The 22,164-nt window shown below is 73.1% G+C and carries 16 protein-coding genes; 13 read left to right on the forward strand and 3 right to left on the reverse strand.

Annotated elements, in window-relative coordinates; all coding sequences use genetic code 11:
• Positions 1–184: 184 nt before the first annotated feature.
• The 7 genes from arfA (at position 185) to OO54_RS25745 (ending at position 10,052) form a co-directional block, all read left to right on the forward strand.
• Positions 185–1,708 carry an arabinosylfuranosidase ArfA gene (gene arfA, locus OO54_RS25715; protein WP_033207001.1) on the forward strand — a complete coding sequence of 508 codons (1,524 nt, stop codon included), beginning with the start codon at positions 185–187 and terminating at the stop codon, positions 1,706–1,708.
• A 160-nt stretch (positions 1,709–1,868) separates the two neighbouring features.
• Positions 1,869–3,152: an ABC transporter substrate-binding protein gene (locus OO54_RS25720; protein WP_106970101.1), complete on the forward strand. Its 1,284-nt coding sequence runs from the start codon at positions 1,869–1,871 to the stop codon at positions 3,150–3,152.
• Positions 3,152–4,162, forward strand: a complete 1,011-nt coding sequence (locus OO54_RS25725) for a carbohydrate ABC transporter permease (RefSeq protein ID WP_033207004.1) — start codon at positions 3,152–3,154, stop codon at positions 4,160–4,162. Before OO54_RS25720 ends, OO54_RS25725 begins: the two co-directional genes overlap by 1 nt.
• Positions 4,159–5,055: a carbohydrate ABC transporter permease gene (locus tag OO54_RS25730; protein WP_033207006.1), complete on the forward strand. Its 897-nt coding sequence runs from the start codon at positions 4,159–4,161 to the stop codon at positions 5,053–5,055. The genes OO54_RS25725 and OO54_RS25730 overlap by 4 nt, the downstream gene beginning before the upstream one ends.
• The gene (locus OO54_RS25735; RefSeq protein WP_063738327.1) at positions 5,052–5,828 is read left to right on the forward strand and encodes a serine/threonine-protein kinase; all 777 of its coding nucleotides are present in this window, start codon (positions 5,052–5,054) and stop codon (positions 5,826–5,828) included. Before OO54_RS25730 ends, OO54_RS25735 begins: the two co-directional genes overlap by 4 nt.
• A 406-nt stretch (positions 5,829–6,234) precedes the next feature.
• A complete protein-coding gene (locus OO54_RS25740) occupies positions 6,235–8,967 on the forward strand; it encodes an exo-rhamnogalacturonan lyase family protein (protein ID WP_033207008.1) in 2,733 nt (910 codons plus the stop codon).
• A 35-nt stretch (positions 8,968–9,002) separates the two neighbouring features.
• Positions 9,003–10,052, forward strand: coding sequence for a rhamnogalacturonan acetylesterase (locus tag OO54_RS25745; protein ID WP_033207010.1), 1,050 nt, complete (start codon positions 9,003–9,005; stop codon positions 10,050–10,052).
• Positions 10,053–10,065: 13 nt separating this feature from the next.
• Here the strand turns inward: OO54_RS25745 and OO54_RS25750 are convergent, their stop codons facing one another.
• Positions 10,066–12,957: a glycoside hydrolase family 2 TIM barrel-domain containing protein gene (locus OO54_RS25750; RefSeq protein WP_033207012.1), complete on the reverse strand. Its 2,892-nt coding sequence runs from the start codon at positions 12,955–12,957 to the stop codon at positions 10,066–10,068.
• 231 nt (positions 12,958–13,188) lie between these two features.
• Between OO54_RS25750 and OO54_RS25755 the strand changes: the two genes are divergently transcribed.
• The 6 genes from OO54_RS25755 to OO54_RS25780 all read left to right on the forward strand — a co-directional run bounded on the left by OO54_RS25755 (position 13,189) and on the right by OO54_RS25780 (position 19,648).
• The gene (locus OO54_RS25755) at positions 13,189–14,253 is read left to right on the forward strand and encodes a LacI family DNA-binding transcriptional regulator (protein WP_033207013.1); all 1,065 of its coding nucleotides are present in this window, start codon (positions 13,189–13,191) and stop codon (positions 14,251–14,253) included.
• The gene (locus tag OO54_RS25760) at positions 14,234–14,773 is read left to right on the forward strand and encodes a SigE family RNA polymerase sigma factor (protein ID WP_033207015.1); all 540 of its coding nucleotides are present in this window, start codon (positions 14,234–14,236) and stop codon (positions 14,771–14,773) included. The genes OO54_RS25755 and OO54_RS25760 overlap by 20 nt, the downstream gene beginning before the upstream one ends.
• Complete coding sequence (locus OO54_RS25765; RefSeq protein ID WP_033207017.1) at positions 14,773–15,444, forward strand: hypothetical protein; 672 nt, start codon at positions 14,773–14,775, stop codon at positions 15,442–15,444. Before OO54_RS25760 ends, OO54_RS25765 begins: the two co-directional genes overlap by 1 nt.
• A gap of 150 nt (positions 15,445–15,594) precedes the next feature.
• Positions 15,595–16,197: a hypothetical protein gene (locus OO54_RS25770; protein ID WP_033207021.1), complete on the forward strand. Its 603-nt coding sequence runs from the start codon at positions 15,595–15,597 to the stop codon at positions 16,195–16,197.
• 95 nt (positions 16,198–16,292) lie between these two features.
• Positions 16,293–17,972, forward strand: coding sequence for a rhamnogalacturonan lyase B N-terminal domain-containing protein (locus tag OO54_RS25775; RefSeq protein WP_033207022.1), 1,680 nt, complete (start codon positions 16,293–16,295; stop codon positions 17,970–17,972).
• A gap of 101 nt (positions 17,973–18,073) precedes the next feature.
• Positions 18,074–19,648, forward strand: coding sequence for a carboxylesterase/lipase family protein (locus OO54_RS25780; RefSeq protein WP_033207024.1), 1,575 nt, complete (start codon positions 18,074–18,076; stop codon positions 19,646–19,648).
• Positions 19,649–19,702: 54 nt separating this feature from the next.
• On the opposite strand, the gene OO54_RS25785 is transcribed toward OO54_RS25780, so the two are convergent.
• Both OO54_RS25785 and OO54_RS25790 read right to left on the reverse strand, forming a co-directional pair.
• A complete protein-coding gene (locus tag OO54_RS25785) occupies positions 19,703–20,842 on the reverse strand; it encodes a pectinesterase family protein (RefSeq protein ID WP_033207026.1) in 1,140 nt (379 codons plus the stop codon).
• Between the two features lie 25 nt (positions 20,843–20,867).
• Complete coding sequence (locus OO54_RS25790) at positions 20,868–22,163, reverse strand: pectate lyase family protein (RefSeq protein ID WP_033207028.1); 1,296 nt, start codon at positions 22,161–22,163, stop codon at positions 20,868–20,870.
• Position 22,164: the final 1 nt, after the last annotated feature.

Raw genomic sequence — 22,164 nt, forward strand, 5'->3', positions numbered from 1 at the left:
AGCTTATTGACGAAGGGTTTCCGTGAAGAGTCGGTGGCTGCGAGAAGAACTTCACGCGGTCCGGGTGTCGTTCCGTCTCCGGTGCTCTCGGTCCATTGACGCCCCGACTCCGCGCTCCTACGTTCTCGTTCGTACATACGACCGTTGGTCGAAATTTCGAACATGTCGAACGAGAGGGAACCGCGTGTCCCACGCCGAACGCACCACCCGCACCGCTCGTTTCACCCTCGATCCCGACTTCACCGTCGGCCCCGTCGATCCGCGTCTCTACGGCTCCTTCGTCGAGCACCTCGGGCGCTGCGTCTACACCGGCATCCACGAGCCCGGCCACCCCGCCGCCGACGAGGACGGACTGCGCACCGACGTCCTGGAGCTCGTCCGCGAACTCGGCGTGACCGCCGTGCGGTACCCCGGCGGCAACTTCGTCTCCGGCTACCGCTGGGAGGACGGCGTGGGCCCGGTCGAACAGCGGCCGCGGCGGCTCGACGTCGCCTGGCGATCCACCGAGACGAACCGCTTCGGCCTGAGCGAGTTCATGGCGTTCCTGCGCAAGCTCGGCCCGCGGGCCGAGCCGATGATGGCGGTCAACCTCGGCACCCGCGGCATCACGGAGGCCATGGACCTCGTCGAGTACGCCAACCACCCCGGCGGCACCGAACTCTCCGACCGCCGGATCGCGCACGGCGACAAGGACCCGTTCGGCATCCGGCTCTGGTGCCTCGGCAACGAGATGGACGGCACCTGGCAGACCGGGCAGAAGACCGCCGAGGAGTACGGCAGGCTGGCGGCCCGGACCGCCCGCGCCCTGCGCCGGATCGACCCGGACCTCGAACTCGTCGCGTGCGGCAGTTCCGCCCGTGACCTGCCGACCTTCGCCGCCTGGGAGGCCACCGTCCTGGCGGAGACGTACGAGGTGGTCGACCACGTCTCGCTGCACGCCTACTACGAGGAGACCGACGGGGACCGCGACTCCTTCCTGGCCTCCGCGGTCCACATGGAGGCGTTCATCGAGGAGGTGATCGCCACCTGTGACCACGTCGGCGCCCGGCTCAAGTCGCCGAAGCGGCTGACCCTCTCCTTCGACGAGTGGAACGTCTGGTACCAGCGCCGGCCCAACCCGCATCCCTTCGAGGACTGGCAGGAGGCCCCGCGCCTCCTGGAGGACGTGTACACGGTCACCGACGCCGTCGTCTTCGGCACCCTGGTGATCGCCCTGCTGCGGCACGCGGACCGGATCGCGGTGGCCTGCCTCGCCCAGCTCGTCAACGTGATCGCGCCGATCATGACCGAGCCCGGCGGCCCCTCCTGGCGCCAGACCACCTTCTTCCCCTTCGCGCAGGCCTCCCGCCACGGCAGGGGGACCGTCCTCGACGTGCGCGTGGCCTCGCCGACGTACCCCACGGAGCGGTACGGGGACGTGTCGCTGCTGCACGCCACGGCCGTACGCGGCGAGGACGGCGGGGTGACGGTGTTCGCGGTCAACCGTGGCCGGAACGCGCCCCTGCCCCTTGAGGTGACCCTGCGGGGCCTCGGTCTCGACCGGGTCGTCGAGCACAGCGCGCTCGCCGACGCGGACCCCGAGGCCCGCAACACCCTGGACGAGCCGGAGCGGGTCGTGCCGCACCCCGTGGCGGGCACGCAGCTGGTGGACGGGGTGCTGCGGGCGGCCCTCGAACCCATGTCGTGGAACGTCATCCGGCTGGCCTGACCGGTCCGTTGTTGAATCCTTTCATCCGGGGTCTCGCGACCATGGCTTCGAAGCGCTTCGAAAGATCCTGTCCGGAGCGTTGACGTGGCTGGCCGACCCCCCTACTTTGTCCCAGCAAGCGCTTTCCTGAAACGTTCTAATAACGCGCGGAGGACGAACTGTGCGTACTCAAGGCACTGTTGACCGTCGGAGCCTGCTGAAGGTCGCCGGCAGCTCCCTTGCGGCCCTCGGCCTGACCGCGGCGGGCTGCGGCACCGGCTCCGGCTCGGGAGACGGCACCGTCACCATCCGGTACACCTGGTGGGGTTCCGACGACCGGGCCAAGCGGATCAACCAGTCGATCGCCCTCTTCGAGAAGAAGTTCCCGAAGATCAAGGTCAAGACGGACTTCCAGCCCTACGCCGACTTCTGGAAGAAGTTCAACACCCAGGCCTCGGGCGGCAACGCACCGGACGTCTTCCAGAACGCCATAGGCTTCCTGCGCAAGTACGACGCGAAGAACGTCCTCCTCGACCTGCGCGAGCAGGCCGAGGCGGGAAACCTCCGCCTCGACGGCTTCCGGGCCGGCCTCGAGAAGTTCGGCGAGGTCGACGGCAAACTCCTCGGCATACCCGTCGGCAGCAACTCGATGGCCCTCGTCGTCGACCAGGCCGTCTTCACCGAGGCCGGCGTCACCCCGAAGCCCGGCTGGACCTGGGACGAGTACCACGCGGCCCTCGCCAGGATCCAGCAGAGCCAGGGAAGGGCCGGCGACGCCGGCCCGTACGGGATCATGTACCTGTACGACCTCTACCTGCGCCAGCAGGGCAAGGCGTTCTTCACCACCTCCGGCCTCGGCTTCACCGAGGCCGACCTCACGGACTGGTGGACCAAGGCCTACGAGCGCGTGCGGTCCGGCGTCTACGCCGACCCGAAGAAGACCATCCAGGCCAAGCCCAAGTCCGCGGTCACCGCCGGACTCGCGGGCTCCGAATTCACCTGGGACAACTTCGCCGTCCGCTACACCGCCGAAGGCAAGAGCACCTACGGCCTGGCCCCCATCCCCACCACGGACGGACGCAAGACCGGCCAGTACCTCGGCTCCCTCATGCTCAGCGCCTCCAAGCGCACCAAACACCCCAAGGAGGTCGCCCAGTTCATCGACTTCATGGTTCACGACCCCGAGGTCGGCAGGATCATGGGCTACGACCGCGGCGTCCCCGCCACCGACGCCCAGTTCCAGGCGTACGTGCCCACGGACGAGGTCGGCAAGCAGATCGCCGCCTACGAGAAGCAGCTCGTCGAATCCCGCGTCCTGGAACCGATCACCCCGCACCCGGCCGGCGCCGACGTGTGCGAGGCCGCGTTCCTGCGGCTCGCCGAGGAGATGTCCCTGGGCAAGCGGCCCGTCGCGGACGCGGTGAAGCAGTACTTCACCGAAGCCAAGACGGCGCTCTCCTCCTGATGGACACCGCCGTGACCCCCGCACCGACCCCCGCGCCGGTCACCCGCCCCGCCGGGGAGGCCGCGCCCGCGGGCTCCCCGCCCGGCGGCGGACACCCGCGCGGCCGCACCCCCACCGGCAGGGCCCGCCGCGAGAACCTCGCCGGCTACCTCTTCATGTCCCCCTGGATCGCCGGCTTCCTCCTGCTCACCGCGGGGCCCATGGTCGCCTCGCTCTACTTCGCCTTCACCGACTACAACCTCTTCGACGCCCCCCGGTGGATCGGCCTCGACAACTTCACCGAGATGTTCGGCGACCCCCGCTGGCGCACCTCCGTCGAAGTCACCGGCTGGTACGTGGTCATCGGCACCCCGCTGAAACTGGCCGCAGCGCTCGGCGTCGCCCTGCTCCTCAACCAGAGCAGGCGCGGCCAGGGCTTCTACCGCGCCGCCTTCTACGCACCCTCGCTCATCGGCGCCAGCGTCTCGATCGCCATCGTCTGGCGCGCGATCTTCTCCGACGGCGCCGCCGTCGACCGCGGGCAACAACTCCTCGGCATGGACGCCGGAGGCTGGATCGGCGACCCCGACCGCATCATCTACGCCCTGGTCGCCCTGACCGTCTGGCAGTTCGGCGCCCCGATGGTCATCTTCCTCGCCGGGCTCAAACAGGTGCCACGCGAGCTGTACGAGGCGGCACAGGTCGACGGGGCGAGCCCATGGCGCCGGTTCTGGCACATCACGCTGCCGATGATCTCCCCGGTGCTCTTCTTCAACGTGCTCCTGGAGACCATCCACTCCTTCCAGATCTTCGGCTCCGCCTACATCATCGGCAGCCAGGGCAACGCTTGCGGGCCGGCCGACGGCACCCTCGTCTACACCTGCTACCTCTACATCCAGGGCTTCGAGAACAGCCGGATGGGTCTGGCCTCGGCGATGGCCTGGATGCTGCTGCTCGCCGTCGGCCTGGTCACGGCGGTCCTTTTCTGGTCCCAGCGCCGCTGGGTCCACTACGAGGAGGGGGCCCGATGAGCCTCGCCACACGGACCGCCCCCGGCACCCGACCGGACACCGCCACACGGAACAGGAGGCCGCGCACAGCGGGTTCGATCACCTGGCACCTCGGCGCCCTCGTCGTCCTCGCCGTCCTCCTCTACCCCGTGGTGTGGGTGATCGGCGGCTCCTTCAAACCCAACGACGAGATCGTCGGCAGCCTGAACCTCCTCCCCGCCGACCCCGTCACCGAGAACTACCGGCGGCTCGCCGACGGCATCGCCGACATCCCCATCTCCACCTTCTTCGGCAACTCCCTCTTCCTCGCCGTCGGTTCCGTGATCGGCGTGGTCCTCTCCAGCTCGCTGGCCGCCTACGCCTTCGCCAAGATCGGCTTCGCCGGACGCGGACTCCTCTTCACCCTCATGATCGGCACCCTGCTCCTGCCCTACCACGTGCTGCTCATCCCGCAGTACGTGCTCTTCCAGAAGCTCGAACTCATCAACACGTACACGCCGTTGCTGCTCGGCAAATACCTCGCCACGGACGCCTTCTTCGTCTTCCTGATGCTCCAGTTCATGCGCGGACTGCCGAAGGAACTGGACGAGGCGGCCCGCCTCGACGGCTGCGGGCACCTGCGGACCTACTGGTCGATCGTGCTGCCCCTGTGCAGACCCGCGCTCATCACCAGCGCGATCTTCACGTTCATCAACGCCTGGAACGACTTCATGGGCCCGCTGATCTACCTCAACGAACCCGAGAAGTACACGGTCTCGCTCGGCCTGAAGATGTTCGTCGACCAGGACGGCGTCGCCAACTACGGCGGCATGATCGCGATGTCCCTGGTGGCCCTGCTGCCCGTCATCGCCTTCTTCCTCGCCTTCCAGCGCTACCTCATCGACGGCATGGCCACCTCGGGCCTCAAAGGATGAGCGCGCGTCCGCGGGGCCGCTTCCTCGCCCGATTCGAAGTCTTCGCCGAATGCCTCCTCACCGGGGTGTGGATCGCCGTCGCCGCGCTGCCACTGGTGACGCTGCCCGCGGCGCTCGCCGCCGGCGCGACGCACCTGCGGCGCTCGACCGGCGACCAGCAGGCAGGCCTGCGGTTCTTCGCCGCCGACCTCCGAGCCGCCCTACGGGACGGAGGCTGGTCGACAGGCCTCGGCTACGCCGCCGCGCTGGCCCTGGTCGGCGCCGACCTCGCCCTCGTACGCGCGCTGCCCGTGCCCGGCGGGCGGCCGACCGCCGCCCTCGCCGCTCTCGCGGCGCTCTGGCTGACCGTCACCCTCCTCCGCGCCGCCACCGCCTGGCGTCCCGGCCTCCGCTGGCGCTCCCTCCTCGGCCCCGCCGCCCGCCGCGCACTCCGCGACCCGGCCGGCTCCCTCCTCGTCATCTGCGGCCTCGCGGTGACCGCCGCGTCGGCCTCGCTCTCCGCCCCGCTGGCGCCACCCGCCCTCGGCATCCTCCTCGCCTCCACCCTGGCAGCCGAACACCGCCTGACGGCTCCGCCGGTGGCCCCCGCCCCGCCCGTTGCGGGCAATCGTTCCGCCGGGGCGCAGCCCGCCTCCCACGCCGCCGCCCACCGCGCCCCGGGCCTGCGCCCCGGGCCTGCGCCCCCGCCTCGTTGTGGGCATTCGTTCCGCTGGGGCGGAACGGGTGGGCACGACGGACGGCGCCCCTTGCCGGGCCCAGGCTTCCGCGCCTGAACCCGCACCCGAAGTGCACCGAGCTAGGGGTGCGGGTCCAGGCAGCAGGGGGCGGAGGCGCCGCCGAGGGCGCCGTCCCGTGTGCCCACCCGTCCCGCCCCAGCGGGACGATTGCCCACACGGTGGGTGGGCGGGAGCGCCGTCCCGTGTGCCCACGCGGTGGGTGGGGCGGGTGCCGTTCCGTGTGCCCACGCGGTGGGTGGGGCGGGTGCCGTCCCGTGGGCTCACGCGGTGGGTGGGCCGGGCGCCGCCCGGGTCCGCGGTCCCGTCCCGTCCCGTCCAGCAAGGCGAAGGCCCACGGGGTGCCGTTCCGTGCCCACCCGTCCCGTCACAGCGGGCTCTGAACATCGCCCGTACCTCCCGCTTCCGTAGGCGCGCCGTCGGCGTGCCCCTGAAAGGAGTTCTCGTGTCCGCTCTTCCTCGTCGTTCTCTTCTCAAGGCCGCCGTCGTGGCGGGGGCCGCCGCGCAGTTCAGCTGGGTGCTGGGGCGTGGGGATGCCCGGGCCGGTGTGCCTGCCGAGGTGGCGTCGGCCGATCGGCCCGCGACGGTCGCGTGGCTGGAGCCCGGAGGGCTGGGCGCGGCTGCGGGGTCGACGTTCGGTGTCGCGTGGCCCAAGGGCGTGCATCCCGGTGATCAGACGTTCGCGTTGACGACGGCTGACGGCGCCGCCGTGCCCGTACAGACGTGGACCACCGCGCGGTGGCCCGACGGGTCTCTGAAGTGGACGGCGCACGCCGTCGGGCCGGGGGTGGCGGGGGTCGAGCGGTTCAGTCTCGCTCCCGGGACTCCGGCGGCCGCCACCGAGAGCGTGTCCGTCGTGGAGTCGGGGCGCCGGATCACCGTCGACACGGGCACTGTGAGGGCTGTGGTGTGGAAGGACGGGGGGAAGCTGGTCGAGTCCGTTGCGCGGGACGGCGTGAAGATCGCCACCGACGGGCGGCTCGTGCTGCTTCGGCAGGGCGACCTGGACGATGGGGACCAGGGCAACGCGAAGTGGGAGCGGTTCGACGGGGAGATCTCCGGAGCCACTGTCGAACAGAGCGGTCCTGTGCGGGCCGTGGTCCGCATCGACGGTAAGCACCGCAAGGGCAGTAGGAGTTGGCTGCCGTTCTCGGTGCGTCTCTATTTCTACGCCGGCTCCGACTCCTTCCGTATGGTCCACACGATCACCTATGACGGCGACCACACCAAGGATTTCATTCGCGGTCTCGGCGTCCGCTTCACCGTCCCGATGCGTGACGCCGCCTACGACCGGCACGTCCGGATCGCCGGTGAGGGCGCGGGCTTCCTCACGGAGGCGGTCCAGGGCGTGACGGGACTGCGCCGTGACCCGGGCGCCGCCGTCCGCACCGCCCAGGTCAAGGGTGAGAAGCTGCCGGACCCGGCGACCTGGGACCAGCGTGTCACGACCCGCATGCAGTACGTCCCGACCTGGGGCGACTACACCCTCGCCCAGCTCTCGGCAGACGGCTTCACGCTGCGCAAGCGCACCAAGCCGGGCCACGGTTGGATCCCGGCCGGCGGTGGCCGGCGCGCGAGCGGCTTCGGATACGTGGGTGGGGTGACCGGGGGACTGTCCTTCGGTCTGCGGGACTTCTGGCAGAAGCATCCGGCACAGCTCGACATCCGGGGGGCCGCGGGCGACGAGGCCGAGGTGACTCTGTGGCTCTGGTCGCCGGAGGCGCAGCCCATGGACCTGCGGTTCTACCACGACGGCATGGGTCAGGACACGTACGCCGAGCAGCTCGAAGGTCTCAACATCACGTACGAGGACCACGAGCCGGGCTTCGGTACCCCGTACGGCATCGCCCGCACCAGTGAGCTGATGTTCTGGGCCAACGCCGCCACCCCCGCCGCGGCGACCCTCGTCGCCCAGGCCGAGGCCGTCCGTACCCCGCCGCAGCTCGCCGCCAGTCCCGAAGACCTCGTCCGTGCCCGGGTGTTCGGCGGACTGTTCTCGCCGGTCGACCGCTCCACGCCTGCCAGGGCGAGGATCGAGGACCACCTCGATTTCCTCTTCACCTATTACAAGGACCAGGCGGAGCAGCGTCGTTGGTACGGCTTCTGGGACTACGGCGACATCATGCACACCTATGACGAGGACCGGCACCAGTGGCGGTACGACGTCGGGGGCTATGCCTGGGACAACTCGGAGCTCTCGCCCGACCTGTGGCTCTGGTACGCGTACCTGCGCTCCGGCCGCGCCGACGTCTTCCGTTTCGCGGAGGCCATGACGCGCCACACCGGCGAGGTCGACGTCTATCACCTCGGCCGGTGGGCGGGCCTCGGGACCCGGCACGGTGTCCAGCACTTCGCCGACAGCGCCAAGCAGCAGCGCATCTCGACCGCCGTCTACCGGCGCCCGTACTACTTCCTCACCGCCGACGAGCGCGTCGGCGACCTCATGCACGAGCAGGTCGACTCCGACGAGACGTTCCTCGTCCTCGACCCCATCCGCAAGATCCGCACCGAGCCCTACACCCCCGACCGCCACGCGCTGTCCGTCGGCTTCGGCACCGACTGGAGCGGACTGGCCGCGGCCTGGCTCACCGAATGGGAGCGCGGCGGCCCCAAGGCGGCGAAGGCGGAGGCGCGGCTGCGGTCCACGATGGAGACGATCGCCGCCCAGCCCAACGGTTTCGTCCAGGGCACCGGGCTCTACGACCTCGACACCGGCCGCTTCGCGATCGCCGAGCAGCCCGTCGTCGGCGTCTCGCACCTGTCCGCCATGTTCGGCCTGGTCGAGATGTGCGCCGAGCTCATCGACCTGGTCGACATGCCCGCGTTCGAGAGCGCGTGGCTCGACTACTGCCGCTACTTCAACGCGAGCAAGACCGAGCAGGCCGCACGCTACAGCCAGAACTTCGGCACCCTCCTGCTCTTCCAGGGCCACTCGCGCCAGGACGCCTACGCCGCGGCCCAGCTGAACGACGCCAAGCTCGCCCAGCGGGCCTGGGCCAAGTTCGACAAGAGCGACGGGTACACGGCGGCCATGGTCTGGGACAAGACGCCCGTCCAGGGCTCCGCCGCCCTCGAACCCGGCTACGAGCACCTGTGGATCAGCACCAACACCACGGCGCTGTTCGGCCTCGCCGCCATCCAGAACCTGGCCCTCGTCGGCGACCACCTTCCCAAGTGACCCCACCGACTCCCGCGATGACAGAGAGGCGCACGATGAGGAAGACCGCACTCCTCGCCGCGACGGCGACCCTGCTCGGGACGCTCGCCGCGGCACCGGCCGCGCACGCCGACGGGCCCTTCGGCCAGGGCCTCGACCACTGCGCACCCACCGACGCCGGCACGCTCGCCTGCCACTTCGACGTGGCGCCCGGCACGTACGACGTCACCGTCACCCTCGGCGGGGAGACCGCCGGGTCGACCGCCGTCGGCGGCGAGACCCGGCGCGCCCTGCTCGCCGAGACCGCCACCGCGGCGGGGCGGACCGCCCGCCGGTCGTTCACCGTCGACGTCCGGGAGCCGGAGGGCGAGCCCACCGGGCCCGCCGGCACCCCCGGCCTCGACCTGGTCCTCGGCGGCGCGGCCCCGCGCGTCACCGCGCTGCGGGTCACCCCCGCACCGGCCGCCCGGCGCCTGTTCCTCGTCGGCGACTCGACCGTCTGCGACCAGCCGGGGGACCCGTACACCGGCTGGGGCCAGCAGTTGCCCGTCCACCTGAAGCGGGGCGTCGCCGTCGCCAACCACGCCGACTCCGGCGAGAGCACCGTCACGTTCCTGGCGAACCCGGCGCTCTTCGACACGGTCGAGGCGGCGATCCGGCCCGGCGACCCCGTCCTGATCCAGCTCGCCCACAACGACAAGCAGACGGACGCGGCCACCTACCGGGCCAACCTCACCGCCCTCGTCGAGCGGGTACGGGCCGCGGGCGGCGAACCCGTCCTCGTCACCCCGATCGTCCGCCGCTGGTTCAACGCCGACGGCACCCTGGACAACGGCACCGCCCTGCTGGTCAACGGCCTCGGCGTGAACCACCCCGCCGAGATCCGCGCCCTCGCGGGCTCGCTCGGGACCCCGCTGATCGACCTCACCGCCCTCACGAAGGCGCGCGTCGAACAGCTGGGCCCCGAGGCCTCCAAGGCGCTCTACCTGACCGCCGAGAAGCGGGACAACACCCACACCTCGGTGCGCGGCGCCACGGAGTACGCGGCCCTCGTCGCCGGCGAGCTGCGGGCCCGGGGCATCCTCCCGGAGCCGCTGCCGCGTTGACCCGCCTGGCGCGTCACCTCACGGGCGAGAGGACGAGGACGAAGGACGCCGGGGCGGCGTCGAGGCGGTGGGCGGGCAGGACGCCGGGGCCGCAGGACTGGGAGCCGATGCCGTGCTGGGCGTGGTCCAGGTGCAGCCAGAGGACGTCGCCCGCGACCAGGTCCCCGTCGTGGGCGGCGGCGTCCAGCTGCTCGGTGGTCCAGCGGCGGGCGGTGAACGCGAACGGCGGCTCGCCCGCCACCCGTACGCCTCCGCCGGCGGAGGTCAGCTCCAGTCGTCGGGTGTCGATCCGGGCGCCGTTCTCCTGCGGACGCAGGTACGGGGTCCGGAGCTCGTCGACCGTGGCCTCCCAGCGGCCGAGCCGGGCGGCGGCGCGGGTGTCGGGGTAGGCCTCGCCCGGCCCGGCGCCGTACCAGACGGCGCGGTCGAGCGCGGCCGGCAGGCCGAGCCGGACGCCGAGCCGGGGGAGCGGCACCCGCCACGTGCCCTCCGGTGCGACGTCCACCCGGAGGCGCAGCGCAGAGCCGTCCGAGGTCCAGCGGTACGTGGTGCGGAGCCCGACGTCCCAGGAGGCGGGGGCCACCCGGGTTCGTACGGTCAACCCGTCGTCCTCCAGGGCGACTTCGTCGAGGCGGTGACGCATCCGGTGCAGTCCGAGCTCGCGCCAGACCGGTCCGTGGCGCTCGTCGGGCTGCCAGGGCGCGCCCTCGTCGTTGTCCGTCGGCGCCCGCCAGACGTCGAGGCGCAGGCCCGTGACGGGGACGGGCCCCACGGCGACCGGCTCTCCGGTGCGGGCGTCGAAGACGCCGGGGCCGAGAGTGATCAGGCCGGAGGCGCGGGCGGGCCGTACGCGGCGCGCCTCGCGCGGTGCGGGGGCGGCCGGGGTGACCGGGATCTGCCCCCAGGCGACCTCGTGCCCGGCGGGCGCCCAGAGGGTGTCGTGTGCGAGCGACGCCCGTACGGTCCAGAGGGTCTCCGCGCCCTCGGGGTGCGGCGGCGGGGCGGGAAGCGGCACCCGGGCGCTGTCGCCGGCGGCGAGCGGCGGGAGGTCGAGGGGGCCGGTGGCGAGGGTCTCGCCGTCGGCCAGGAAGGACCAGGTGAGGGCGAGATGGGCGAGGTCGGCGACGTCGTGGCCGTTGGTCACCCGGACCGCGTCCGGGCCCGCGGGGGCGATCCGTACGGGCTCGATCACCTTCTTGTACTCCAGGAGCCCCGGCGACGGCGTCCGGTCGGGGAACAGCAGCCCGTCGCAGACGAAGTTCCCGTCGTGGACCTCCTCCCCGAAGTCGCCGCCGTATCCGTACCCGTGGACCGGGTGGACGAGGCCGTGGTCGATCCACTCCCAGACGAAGCCGCCCTGGCAGCGCTCGTACGTCTCGAAGAGCCGCTGGTACTCGGAGAGTCCACCCGGCCCGTTGCCCATGGCATGGGCGTACTCGCAGAGGATGAAGGGGAGTTCGCGCCGGGCTTCCGGACCGGAGTCGGCCCGCCGGCCGATCTCCTCGACCTCGGCGTGCGGCGGGTACATCCGCGAGTAGGCGTCGGTGTCGGCGCAGGAGCGGTCGCCCTCGTAGTGCACGAGCCGGGACGGGTCGCGGTCGCGGATCCACTCCGCCATCGCGGTGAGCCCCGCGCCCGTGCCGCACTCGTTGCCGAGCGACCACATGACGACCGACGGGTGGTTCTTGTCCCGTTCGACGAGACGGGCCGCCCGGTCGAGCAGGGCCGGGGTCCAGCGCGCGTCGTCGACGGGGTTGCCCCGCCAGGCCAGGTCCTGGAAGCCGTGGGTCTCCAGGTCGCCCTCGTCGATCACCCACAGCCCGTACGTGTCGCAGAGGTCGAGGAAGGCCGGGTGCGGCGGGTAGTGGGAGGTGCGGACGGCGTTGACGTTGTGGCGCTTCATCAGCTCCACGTCCCGCCGCATGGTCGCGGGGTCGAGGCTCCGGCCGCGCTCCGGGTGGAACTCGTGCCGGTTGACGCCCCGGAAGAGGATCCGGCGCCCGTTGACCCTGATCACGCCGTCCTCGACGGCGACCGTCCGGAAGCCGACCCGCAGCGGGATCCGTTCGCCGGCCGTGGCCAGCTCGCCGTCGTACAGCCGGGGCACCTCGGCGCTCCACGGCTCGACGGGGACCGTGGCCGTCTCCCCGGTGGCGAGGTCGAGGCCGAGGCCGGGGACGGTGACCCTGCCGGGCACGTCGCAGTCCACCCGGAGGGTGCCGGCGCCGGTGGCGTGGTCGTACGCGGCGTGGACGAAGAAGTCCCCGGGGGCGCCGTCCGGCCGGTGCAGCAGGGTCACGTCACGGAAGACGCCCGGCAGCCACCACTGGTCCTGGTCCTCCAGGTAGGAGCCGGAGGACCACTGGTGCACGCGGAGCGCGAGGACGTTGTCCCGGGCCTTCAGGACGGGCCCGACGGCGAACTCGTGGGCCAGCCGGGAACCCTTGAACTCGCCGAGCTCCGTGCCGTTCAGCCACACCCGGGCGCACGAATCGACCCCGTCGAACCGCAGGACGGCCCCGCCGGCCGCCGGCCAGTCGTCCGGGAGGTCCAACCGGCGCAGGTGGTCGCCCGTCGGGTTCTCGGTGGGGACGCGCGGCGGATCGACGGGGAAGGGGTAGCGCACGTTCGTGTAGGCGGGGCGGCCGTGCTCCTCGCCCTGGAGCACCCAGTGGCCCGGCACCGCGACCGTCCCCCAGGCGCTCGCGTCGAAGTCCGGGGCGGCGAAGGACGCGTCCTCGGCGTCGGCGGTGGGGGAGAGGCGGAACGCCCAGTCGCCGTTCAGGGACAGGGCGGCCGCGTCGGAACCGGCGTACCAGGCACGGGGCGGGAGCGTGCCGCGACCGGGGGAGACGTCCTCGTACCAGGGCGGCGACGCGGGCGTGCGAAGGGGCGGGGCGGACATGGTCCTCCTGTCGGAGAGCGGGAGGGGAAGAGGAGGGCAACGATGCAGAAAGCGCTTGCCGGCCGATGTCCATCCCACCGCGCGCCCCGCCGCCGCACAACCCCGCCGGGCCACCCGGCCCTTGGACTCTTCGCGACCCGCCTGGACAGCTCGTCGAGCCGCCGCTTAGGGTCGGGAGCCGAATCGTCGGGCGGTCGCCCGGAACACCGGGAACCGTCCAGGAGCGCGCACGTGGTCACCCTCGCCGATGTCGCCCGCCACGCCGGGGTCTCGGCCAGCACCGTCAGCTACGTGCTCAGCGGCAAACGCTCCATATCCGGCCCCACCCGCGAGCGCATCCAGCACAGCATCGACACCCTCGGCTACCGGCCGCACGCCGGCGCCCGCGCGCTCGCCAGCAGCCGCACCGACATCCTCGCCCTGATGATGCCGCTGCGCACCGGGCTCTACGTACCCGTGATGATGGAGATCGCGATGGCCGTCACCACCACGGCCCGCACCCACGGCTACGACGTCCTGCTGCTCACCGGCGAAGAAGGCCCCGAGGCCGTCCGCCGCGTCGAGGGAAGCGCCGTCGCCGACGCCATGATCGTCATGGACGTCGGCCTCGACGACCCGCGGATCCCCTGCCTCCAGGCCGCCCAACGGCCCGCCGTCCTCATCGGCCTGCCCGCCGAGACCGCCGAGGCGGCCGACAGCACCGGACTCGACTGCGTCGACCTCGACTTCGAGGCCGCCGGCGCCCGCTGCGTCGACCACCTCGCCGCCCTCGGCCACACCCGCGTCGCCGTCCTCGGCGAACCGCCCGCCGTCTACGAGCGCGGCACGGGCTTCGCCGCCCGCACCCTCACCGGACTGCGCGCCGCCGCGGCCGCCCACGGCGTCGGCCTGCTCCACCGGCCCGTCGACGGCACCTACGCGGCCGTCGCCGCCGCCGTCACCCGCGTCTTCGAGGAACGCCCCGGCACCACCGCCCTCGTCGTCCAGAACGAGGCCGCCGTCGAACCCCTGCTCGCCCTCCTGCGCCACCAGGGCCGCGCCGTCCCCGAGGACGTCTCCGTCGTCGCGATCTGCCCCGACCAGGTGGCCGTGCACGCCTCCGTGCCCCTCACCGCCGTCTCCGTACCCGCCCAGGAGATGGGGCGACGGGCCGTCGAGCGCCTCGTCGAACGCCTCGCCGGACAGGCCCCGCGCGGCACCGAACTCATCGCGCCCCGGCTGACCGCCCGCGCCAGCACCGGCCCCGCCGCACCCGCCCTCCCCACCGAGGACCGTCATGGGCGCGACGGACGCTGACACCGACGACAGCGCGACGGAGTTCCGCGCCTTCTTCGAGCGTCACTACGCCGAACTCGCCCGTCTCGCCCACCTGCTGACCGGCGAGACCGACGCCGCCGACGACCTCGCCGCCGACGCCATGCTCGCGCTGTGGCACCGCTGGGACCGGGTCCGCGCCGCCGACCACCCCGCCGCCTACGCCCGTGGCGTCGTCGCCAACCTCGTCCGCACCCGCATCCGCGGCACCGTACGCGAACGCCGCCGCATCGCCGCCTTCTGGGACCGGCGCCCCGAGCACACCGAGGACCCCGACGTGCCCGCCGTCGTCGACGTGCGGACGGCCCTGCGCGCCCTGCCCTTCCGCAAGCGCGCCTGCGTCGTCCTCCGGCACGCCTTCGACCTCTCCGAACGCGACACCGCCCTCGCCCTCGGCGTCTCGGTCGGTACGGTCAAGAGCCAGACCGCCAAGGGCATGGCCGAACTCCAGCGGCTGCTCGGCCCCCGGGCCGCCACCGAACTCACCGCGGGGAGGCAGTGATGGACGAGACCCGGCTCCGCCGCGAGCTCAAGGAGGCGGCGCTCGCGCACCGGCCCGACCGCGCCCGCATCCTCGCCCGGGTGGAACGCGGCCTCGCCGAGCCCGCCCCCACGTCCCGGCGCCTGCCCGCCCCCGGCGGCCGGCCCCGCCGCCGCTGGACCGTGACGATCGCCGTCGCCACGGCCGTCGCCGGTGTCGTCGGCATCGGAGGCCTCGCCGCGACCACGCTCGGCGACCGGCCCGCCGGGCCCGCCACCACCCTGCCCGCCCCCGGACCGACCGCCCGCGCCACCGGCACCATCGACCCCGGCAGCAACCGCTGGTGGGCGCAGAGCGACCTCGCCCTCACGACCGGGACGCCCGTCTCCGGCCTCACCGTCGAACTGCGCGTCGCCCGCACCCCCGGCGTCGCGACCACCGGCCACTGGCAGACCCGCCCCGCCGACGACTTCACCGTGACCGTCACCGAGGACACCACCGCCCTCGTCTACCGCTGGACGCTCAAGCCCGGCCGCTCCCTGCCGCCCGGCCCCCACGTCTTCGCCGCCCAGTACAACCACGCCGAAGGCGTACGCGACGCCTCCGCCGACGCCTACACCGCCCTCCTCACCTCCCCCGGCGGCGGCCGCACCACCCTCACCGGCGCCTTCGGCCCGACGCCCGCGGGCTGACCCGCCGCGGTCCCGCGCCCGGGGGCGTACCGCCGTCTCCGCCGCACGGGGGAGCGGGTTCGGCCCCCGGCGTGATCCCCCGGCGCCCGCCGCGCGCGATCGTCGAGACCGAGCGGGCCGCGCGGCGGCCCACCGGACCGAGGACCGCGCATGCAGCAGCGACTCCGCCGTACCCAAGCGCCTTCCACCGGCGGCCCCGGCCGCCTCCGCGCCCTCTGGCGGGCGGCGCACGAACCCGTCCCCGGGGTCTCGCGACGCGTCCGCCTCCTCGCGTACGCCGTGCCGTTGACCGTCCTCCCGGCCGGCCTCTGGCGCCTCCCGGCGGCCTTCGACTCCGGGATCGGCCCCGGCGAGCGGGCGTACGTCGTCTTCCTCTCCCTCTTCTCCGAAGCCGTCGCCTTCACCGCGATCGGGCTCGTCGCACGCTGGGGCGAGGTCGTCCCGGAGTGGGTCCCCGGCCTGCGCGGCCGTCGCATCCCCCCGGCGGCCGTCCTCGTCCCCGCCGCCCTCGGCGCCACGGCGCTCACGCTCCTGTGGACCGTCCTGGCCCTGGCCACCGAGGTCATGGGCACCACCATCAGGGGTGACGCCCTGCCCGCCGACTTCCCGAGCAGGAGCGGCGGCTGGCAGGCCGCGTCCTACTACGTCTGCTACGCCCCGCTCGTCCTGTGGGGCCCGTTCCTGGCGGTGCTGACCGTCGCGTACGGCCGCCGCCGCCTCCGGGCCGGCGACGCCTCCGGGGCGACCCCCTGAAACGTCTCGAAACCCGGCAACCCTTCCCCGCCCGGCGGCGACCAAGGGGCAATCGGGAGCCGCCCCGTACCGCCCGTACCGAAGGAGCCATGCGGATGAGCTCGTACGACATGACCGAGAACGCCCCGCGTCGACGGACCCTGCTCGGGGCCGCCGTGGCGGGGACGGCCCTGGCCGCGGCCGGGGGGATCGTGCCGGTGGCCGCTTCGGCGGCCGCGTTCGGGTGGAGTGACGACGGCACGCAGTACGTTCTCGACACCGGGGCGGGGCTGGTGTTCAAGGTCTCCAAGTCGACGGGGGACATCACGTCGCTCGTGTACAAGGGGAAGGAGTACGAGGGGTACGGGGGCAAGCACTCGCACGTGGAGTCGGGACTCGGGGCCTCCACCGTGACCCTGGCGCAGAGCGGCTCGACCGTGCTCGTGACCGTCGCGCACGGGACGCTGCGGCACTACATCGCGGCGCGCGCCGGACTGAACAACGTCTACCTGTGGACGGACAAGGCCGACACGTCCTTCACCGCCACCCGCTTCATCGCCCGTCTGAAGCCCGGGATCTTCCCGAACGAGGGGCCCGACTCCTGGGTGGAGGGCGCCGACAGCGTCATCGAGGCCGGCGACGTGTGGCGGCGGGCGGACGGGCAGACCCGCTCCAAGCACTACTCCGGGGTGCGGGTCATGGACTACACCCACGTCGGCCACACCACCGGGTCGGTGGGCCTCTGGATGGTCCGCTCCAACCACGAGAAGGCGTCCGGAGGCCCGTTCTACCGATCCCTGCTCCGGCACTCGAACGAGCTGGGCGTCGGCCTGTACGAGATCCTCCACTACGACCAGTCCCAGACGGAGCCGATGCGCTTCGGCCTCCAGGGGCCGTATCTGCTCGCGTTCACCGACGGCGGCGCGCCCGACCCGGCGCTTCACGCGGCCGTCCACGACACCTCCTGGGTGGACGGCCTCGGCATCCCCGGCTGGGTCGGCGCGGCCGGACGCGGCAGGGTCGCCGGCGTCGGCCTCGCCGGCATGGACGCCGACCGTCCCTACACGGTCGGCTTCGCCAACGCCGACGCCCAGTACTGGACCCGCGCGACCGCCGGCACCGGCGCCTTCTCCTGCCGCGGGATGCTCCCCGGTACGTACACCCTGACCGTGTACAAGGGCGAACTCGCCGTCCACACCGGCACGGTGACGGTCACCGCCGGCACCGCCACCGCCCTCCACACGATCACCCTGGCGAACGACCCCGCGACCGCCCCCGCGATCTGGCGGATCGGCGACTGGGACGGCACGCCCGGCGCGTTCAAGAACGCCGTCCTCATGACGTACGCCCACCCCGCCGACGTCCGGGCGGCGTCCTGGACCGGGAACGTCGTCGTCGACGGCAGTGACGTGTCCGGGTCGTTCCCCTGCTACCTGTGGAAGGACGTCAACGACGGCGTCCTCGTCCACTTCCGGCTCACCGCCGCCCAGGCCGCCGCCGCGCACACCCTCCGGATCGGCGTCACCACGGCCTTCCTCAACGGACGCCCGCAGGTCACCGTCAACGACTGGGTCTCCGCGATCCCCTCGCCGCCCACCCAGCCCTCGACGCGCTCCCTGACCAACGGCTCCTACCGGGGCAACAACCACACCTTCACCCACGTCGTCCCGGCGAGCGCCTGGAAGACCGATCCGACGCAGTACAACGTCCTCAGGCTGAACGTCGTCAGCGGCTCCTCCGGCACCGGGTTCCTCAGCCCCGGCACCGCGATCGACTGTGTCGACCTGCTGCTCTGACACGGCCGCGACGCCTGCCCCCGGCATTGACACCGGCGGCGCGTGAATCGTCGTGATCTTGGTGTTGGTGCCGGTCAGGGGCGCGGTGGGAAGCTGCGGCCATGGACATCTTCAAGACGACGAGCGGTGCGGTACGAGGCTTCCGGGCGTCCTCCGGCGTCGTCGCCGCGCTCGGAATCCCCTACGCCGCACCGCCGTTCGGCGCCGACCGGTTCCGGGAGCCGCGCCCGGCGGCGGCGTGGGACGGAGTGCGGGACTGCACGGCCTTCGGCCCCGTCGCCCCGCAGTCGGCGGAACTGCCGGGCTCGCCCGTGTGGTCGCCAGGCGACGAGGACATCCTCACCGTCAACGTCTGGACCCCGGCCCCGGACGGCGGTTCCCTGCCCGTCCTCGTCTGGATCCACGGCGGCGCCTACACCTTCGGCTCATCGGCGCAGCCCGACTTCGACGGCGAGGCCCTCGCCCGCGCCGGCCTGGTCGTCGTCACCGTCAACTACCGTCTCGGCTTCGAGGGGTTCGGGCACGTACCCGACGCCGCGGACGGCGAACACCCGGACAACCGCGGCCTGCTCGACCAGGTCGCGGCCCTGCGCTGGGTCCGGTCCGACATCGCCGCGTTCGGCGGCGACCCCGACAACGTCACCGTCGCCGGCCAGTCCTCCGGAGCCGCGTCCGTCGCCTGCCTGATGGTGATGGACCGCGCCCGCGGCCTGTTCCGCCGGGCCATCGCCCACAGCCCCGCGAGTCCCTGCCACACGCGGGAGATCGCGGCCGCGACGACCCGCGAGGTCGCCGCCGCCGCGGGCCGCCCCGCCACGGCGGCGGGGCTCCGCTCGACGAGCCCGGAGGCCCTGGTCGCCGCCTCCGACCGCGTGGTCGACGACTACCGGCGCGACCCCGCATCGGGCTCCCGCCACTACGACCCCTCGCTGTACGCCCCCGTCCTCGACGGCGGCGTCCTGCCCACCGACCCCCTCGCCGCGCTGGCCGCCGGAGTCGCCCGGGACGTGGACCTGCTGGTCTGCCACACCACCGAGGAGTACCGGCTGCTCGACGCGGTCGGCAGCAGCGCGAAGGTCACCACCGAAGAGCAACTGGCGCTGTTCGCAAGGGACTTCGGACTGCCCGACGATCTGGTCGCCGGCTACCGGGCCGAACGCCCCGACGCGCCGGTGCTCGACGTCTACCTCGCCGTCTTCGGCGACCTCCTGTTCGGGGCGTACGCCGACCGGCTCGCCGAGCGGCAGGCCCGGGGCGGCGGCCGGACGTACCTGTCGCGCTTCGACCGGCGGCGCACCGGCCCGGACGGGCCCGTGCGCGCCTGGCACTGCGCGGACGTCCCCTTCGCCTTCGGCAACGTCGACGAGGACTGCGTGGCGTTCCTCATCGGCGGCGCCCCCACCCCCGCCGACCACGAGCTGTCCCGCCGCATGGTGCGCGCCTGGGCCGGCTTCGCCGCGACCGGTGACCCGGGCTGGCCGCCGTTCGACGAGTCCACCGGGACCGCCGAGGTGTGGCGGACCCACGAGCACGAGGGCGACGGCTTCGGGGCCGACGACGCCGGGGCGGCCGGCCTCGCCGCCGACGACGGCTCGCGGGACGCCCCCGTGGCCGACGCCCGGGCCGCCGTCCGCGCTCTCTGGGCGCCGGTGCACTTCCCGCTCCTGCGCCCGTGAACGCGGAGACCACCCGAGCCCCCGACCGGGGCCCGGGTGGTGCGTCCGGCGGCGTCAGACGCAGGGCCGCCGGGGAGCCCAGTCACCCAGATACGTCCCCCGGGTCGCGGACGCGGCGGCGGCCTCGTCGAGCTGGGGGCGGCTCTCCGGGGTCGTGACCTCGGCGCCCGGCCCGGTGTTGCGGTACTCGGCGAACCGCTGCGCCTGCCACGGATGGGCGTCGCGCATGTTCGCGTACGGGGCCGCGGCGTCGATCCCGGGGCCGAGGACGCTGTCCCGGACGACGAGCGACGGCCAGGCGGTGGGGTCCGAACCGGGCACCCAGGGCCGGGCCAGCTTGTAGTAGCCGTCCGGTGCCCCGCTGGTGACCCGGCAGCGGTCGGCGAGGAAGCCGTACGGGTGGGACCGGGCCGTGGACGGGGCGAAGACGAAGCCGTGCGGCGCCGCCGCCAGGTCGGTGCGGAGCAGCGTACGGAAGTGGCAGTGCTCGAAGACGGCCCGGGCCCGGCCGAAGACGAAGTCGACGTCTCCTTCCACGAAGCAGTGGGCGTAGTACTGGCGGGCGACGGCCGCCAGGGACGTCGAGTCGGCGTACAGGGTGTCCTGGTGGCCGAGGAACCGGCAGTGGAAGAAGGCCGACCGGTCGCCCTGCACCTTGAGCGCGACGGCCTGGGTGCCGGGGTTGCCGGGGAGGTCGGTGCGGAGGAAGTCGTTGGCGAAGGTGACCCCCTGGGCGGTGAAGCCGTCCGCCTGGACGGTGGTGGTCGCGGAGCCGGTGGTGCCGTACGTGCCGCCCTCCGGCCGGGGCGTGCCCGCCGCGTTGGCGTACACCACGACGACGTCCCGGGGATCCCCCGTCGCGCCGATCCAGGTCATGTCGGTACGGGCCGGGCTCACCGCGACGGTCTCGCGGTAGGTGCCCGCGGCGAGCACCAGGGTCCAACCGGGGCCGGACGCCGCGGTGACCGCCGCCCGGACGGTGGCGTGGTCGCCGAGGCCGCCGGGATGCACGTACAGCGTCCGCTCGGTGAGCCGGGCCGCCGGAGACCCGAACCGCCCGAAGGGCCCGGCGGGGCCGGGCGGCGCGGCGGCCGCGGTCCCGCCCGGCAGGGCCAGGGCGAGCGCGGCGCCGACGCCGGCGGTGAGCAGGGAGCGGCGGCCGAGGGCCCCCGCTCCGGTGGGGTGCGCGGGCATGCGGATCCTCCTGGGATGCCGGGGGTCAGCGGAGCCGGCCGGCGCCGGCCCGGTGGTCGACGAGGGCGGGGACGGCCCGCGGGTGGTCGACCCGGGTGCGCAGGACCGGGGTCCAGCCCGCGTCGGCGCGCAGCACCTCGGCCGGGTACTGCTCGTTGTGGACGGCGAGCAGGTCGACCGGGGCGCCGTTGACGTAGTTGCCGGCGACGGTGACCGGCGCGTCCTTCCACTTCTTCAGGATCTTCCCGGCGGGGACGTCCGCCGCGAGCGTGAACGCGTTCTTCTCCGCGAACAGCTGGGACTCCTGGCCGATGCCGAGGCTGTACACGTAGGGGCCGCTCGGCACCACGAAGTGGTTGTTGTACGCGTCGACCCGGCCGAAGCGGACCCGCGGCGCGCGCTCCACGACGTTCTCGAAGAGGTTGTGGTGGAGGGTGACCCGCAGTCTGCCCCGGTCGGTGGAGCCGGCGCTGTCGCTGTTGCCGATCATCAGGGTCTTGTCGTGATCGGTGAACACGTTCCAGGACGCGGTGACGAGGTCCGCGCCCCGCACGACGTCCAGTTCGCCGTCGTGCTGCTGGTAGACCTCCCCGTAGTAGGAGGGCAGCGAAGCGTCCGGGTGCGCCCCGTCGGTGAAGGTGTTGTGGTCGATCCACACGTGGGTGGAGCCGTACACGACCAGGCTGTCGTACTCGGAGTTCCACGCCCCGGTCGCGCCGTCCGTCGGGTCCCACTGCGGGAAGCAGTCGAGGGGGCTCTCCAGGGTGAGGTTGCGGACGATGACGTTGTCCACGCCCTGCACCTGGAGGCTGCCGCCGGTGATGCCCGCGTTCCGGCCGATGCCGACGACCGTGGTGTTGGCGGGCACCTTCACCTTGACGGCCTGCCCCTGGGCGGTGGCGGAGGCGGCCCGCAGCACCTCCTGGGGGCCGCTGACCTCGTTCTCGTACCCCCAGACGGCGGGGTCGTAGTCGGCGAGGTAGCGGGCGAAGTCGTAGCCGGGGGCCTCGAAGGCGGCGCAGCCGGCGGCGGTCGCGTTCAGCGTGCCGGCCACCTTGACGATGCGGGGCTCGGTGCCGGGCACCGCGAGCGCGGTCCGGAACTCCTCCCAGGTGGTGACGGTGAAGACCCGGGAGGCGTCGGCGGCGGCCCCGCCGGTGGTGCCGGTGCCTTCGGACGCCCAGCCGTCCCCGGCCGGGAGGACGGCACGGGCCGGGTCGGCGCCCGGCCGGTGACCGGCCTGGGCACCTGCGGCGGGCGCGGTGACGGTCAGGGCGAGGGCGGCCGCGGCCACCGCTCCCAGTCGCTTGCGTCGGTTCACT

This window comes from Streptomyces wedmorensis, from assembly GCF_000716445.1.
In the GTDB taxonomy this organism is placed as follows: domain Bacteria; phylum Actinomycetota; class Actinomycetes; order Streptomycetales; family Streptomycetaceae; genus Streptomyces; species Streptomyces wedmorensis.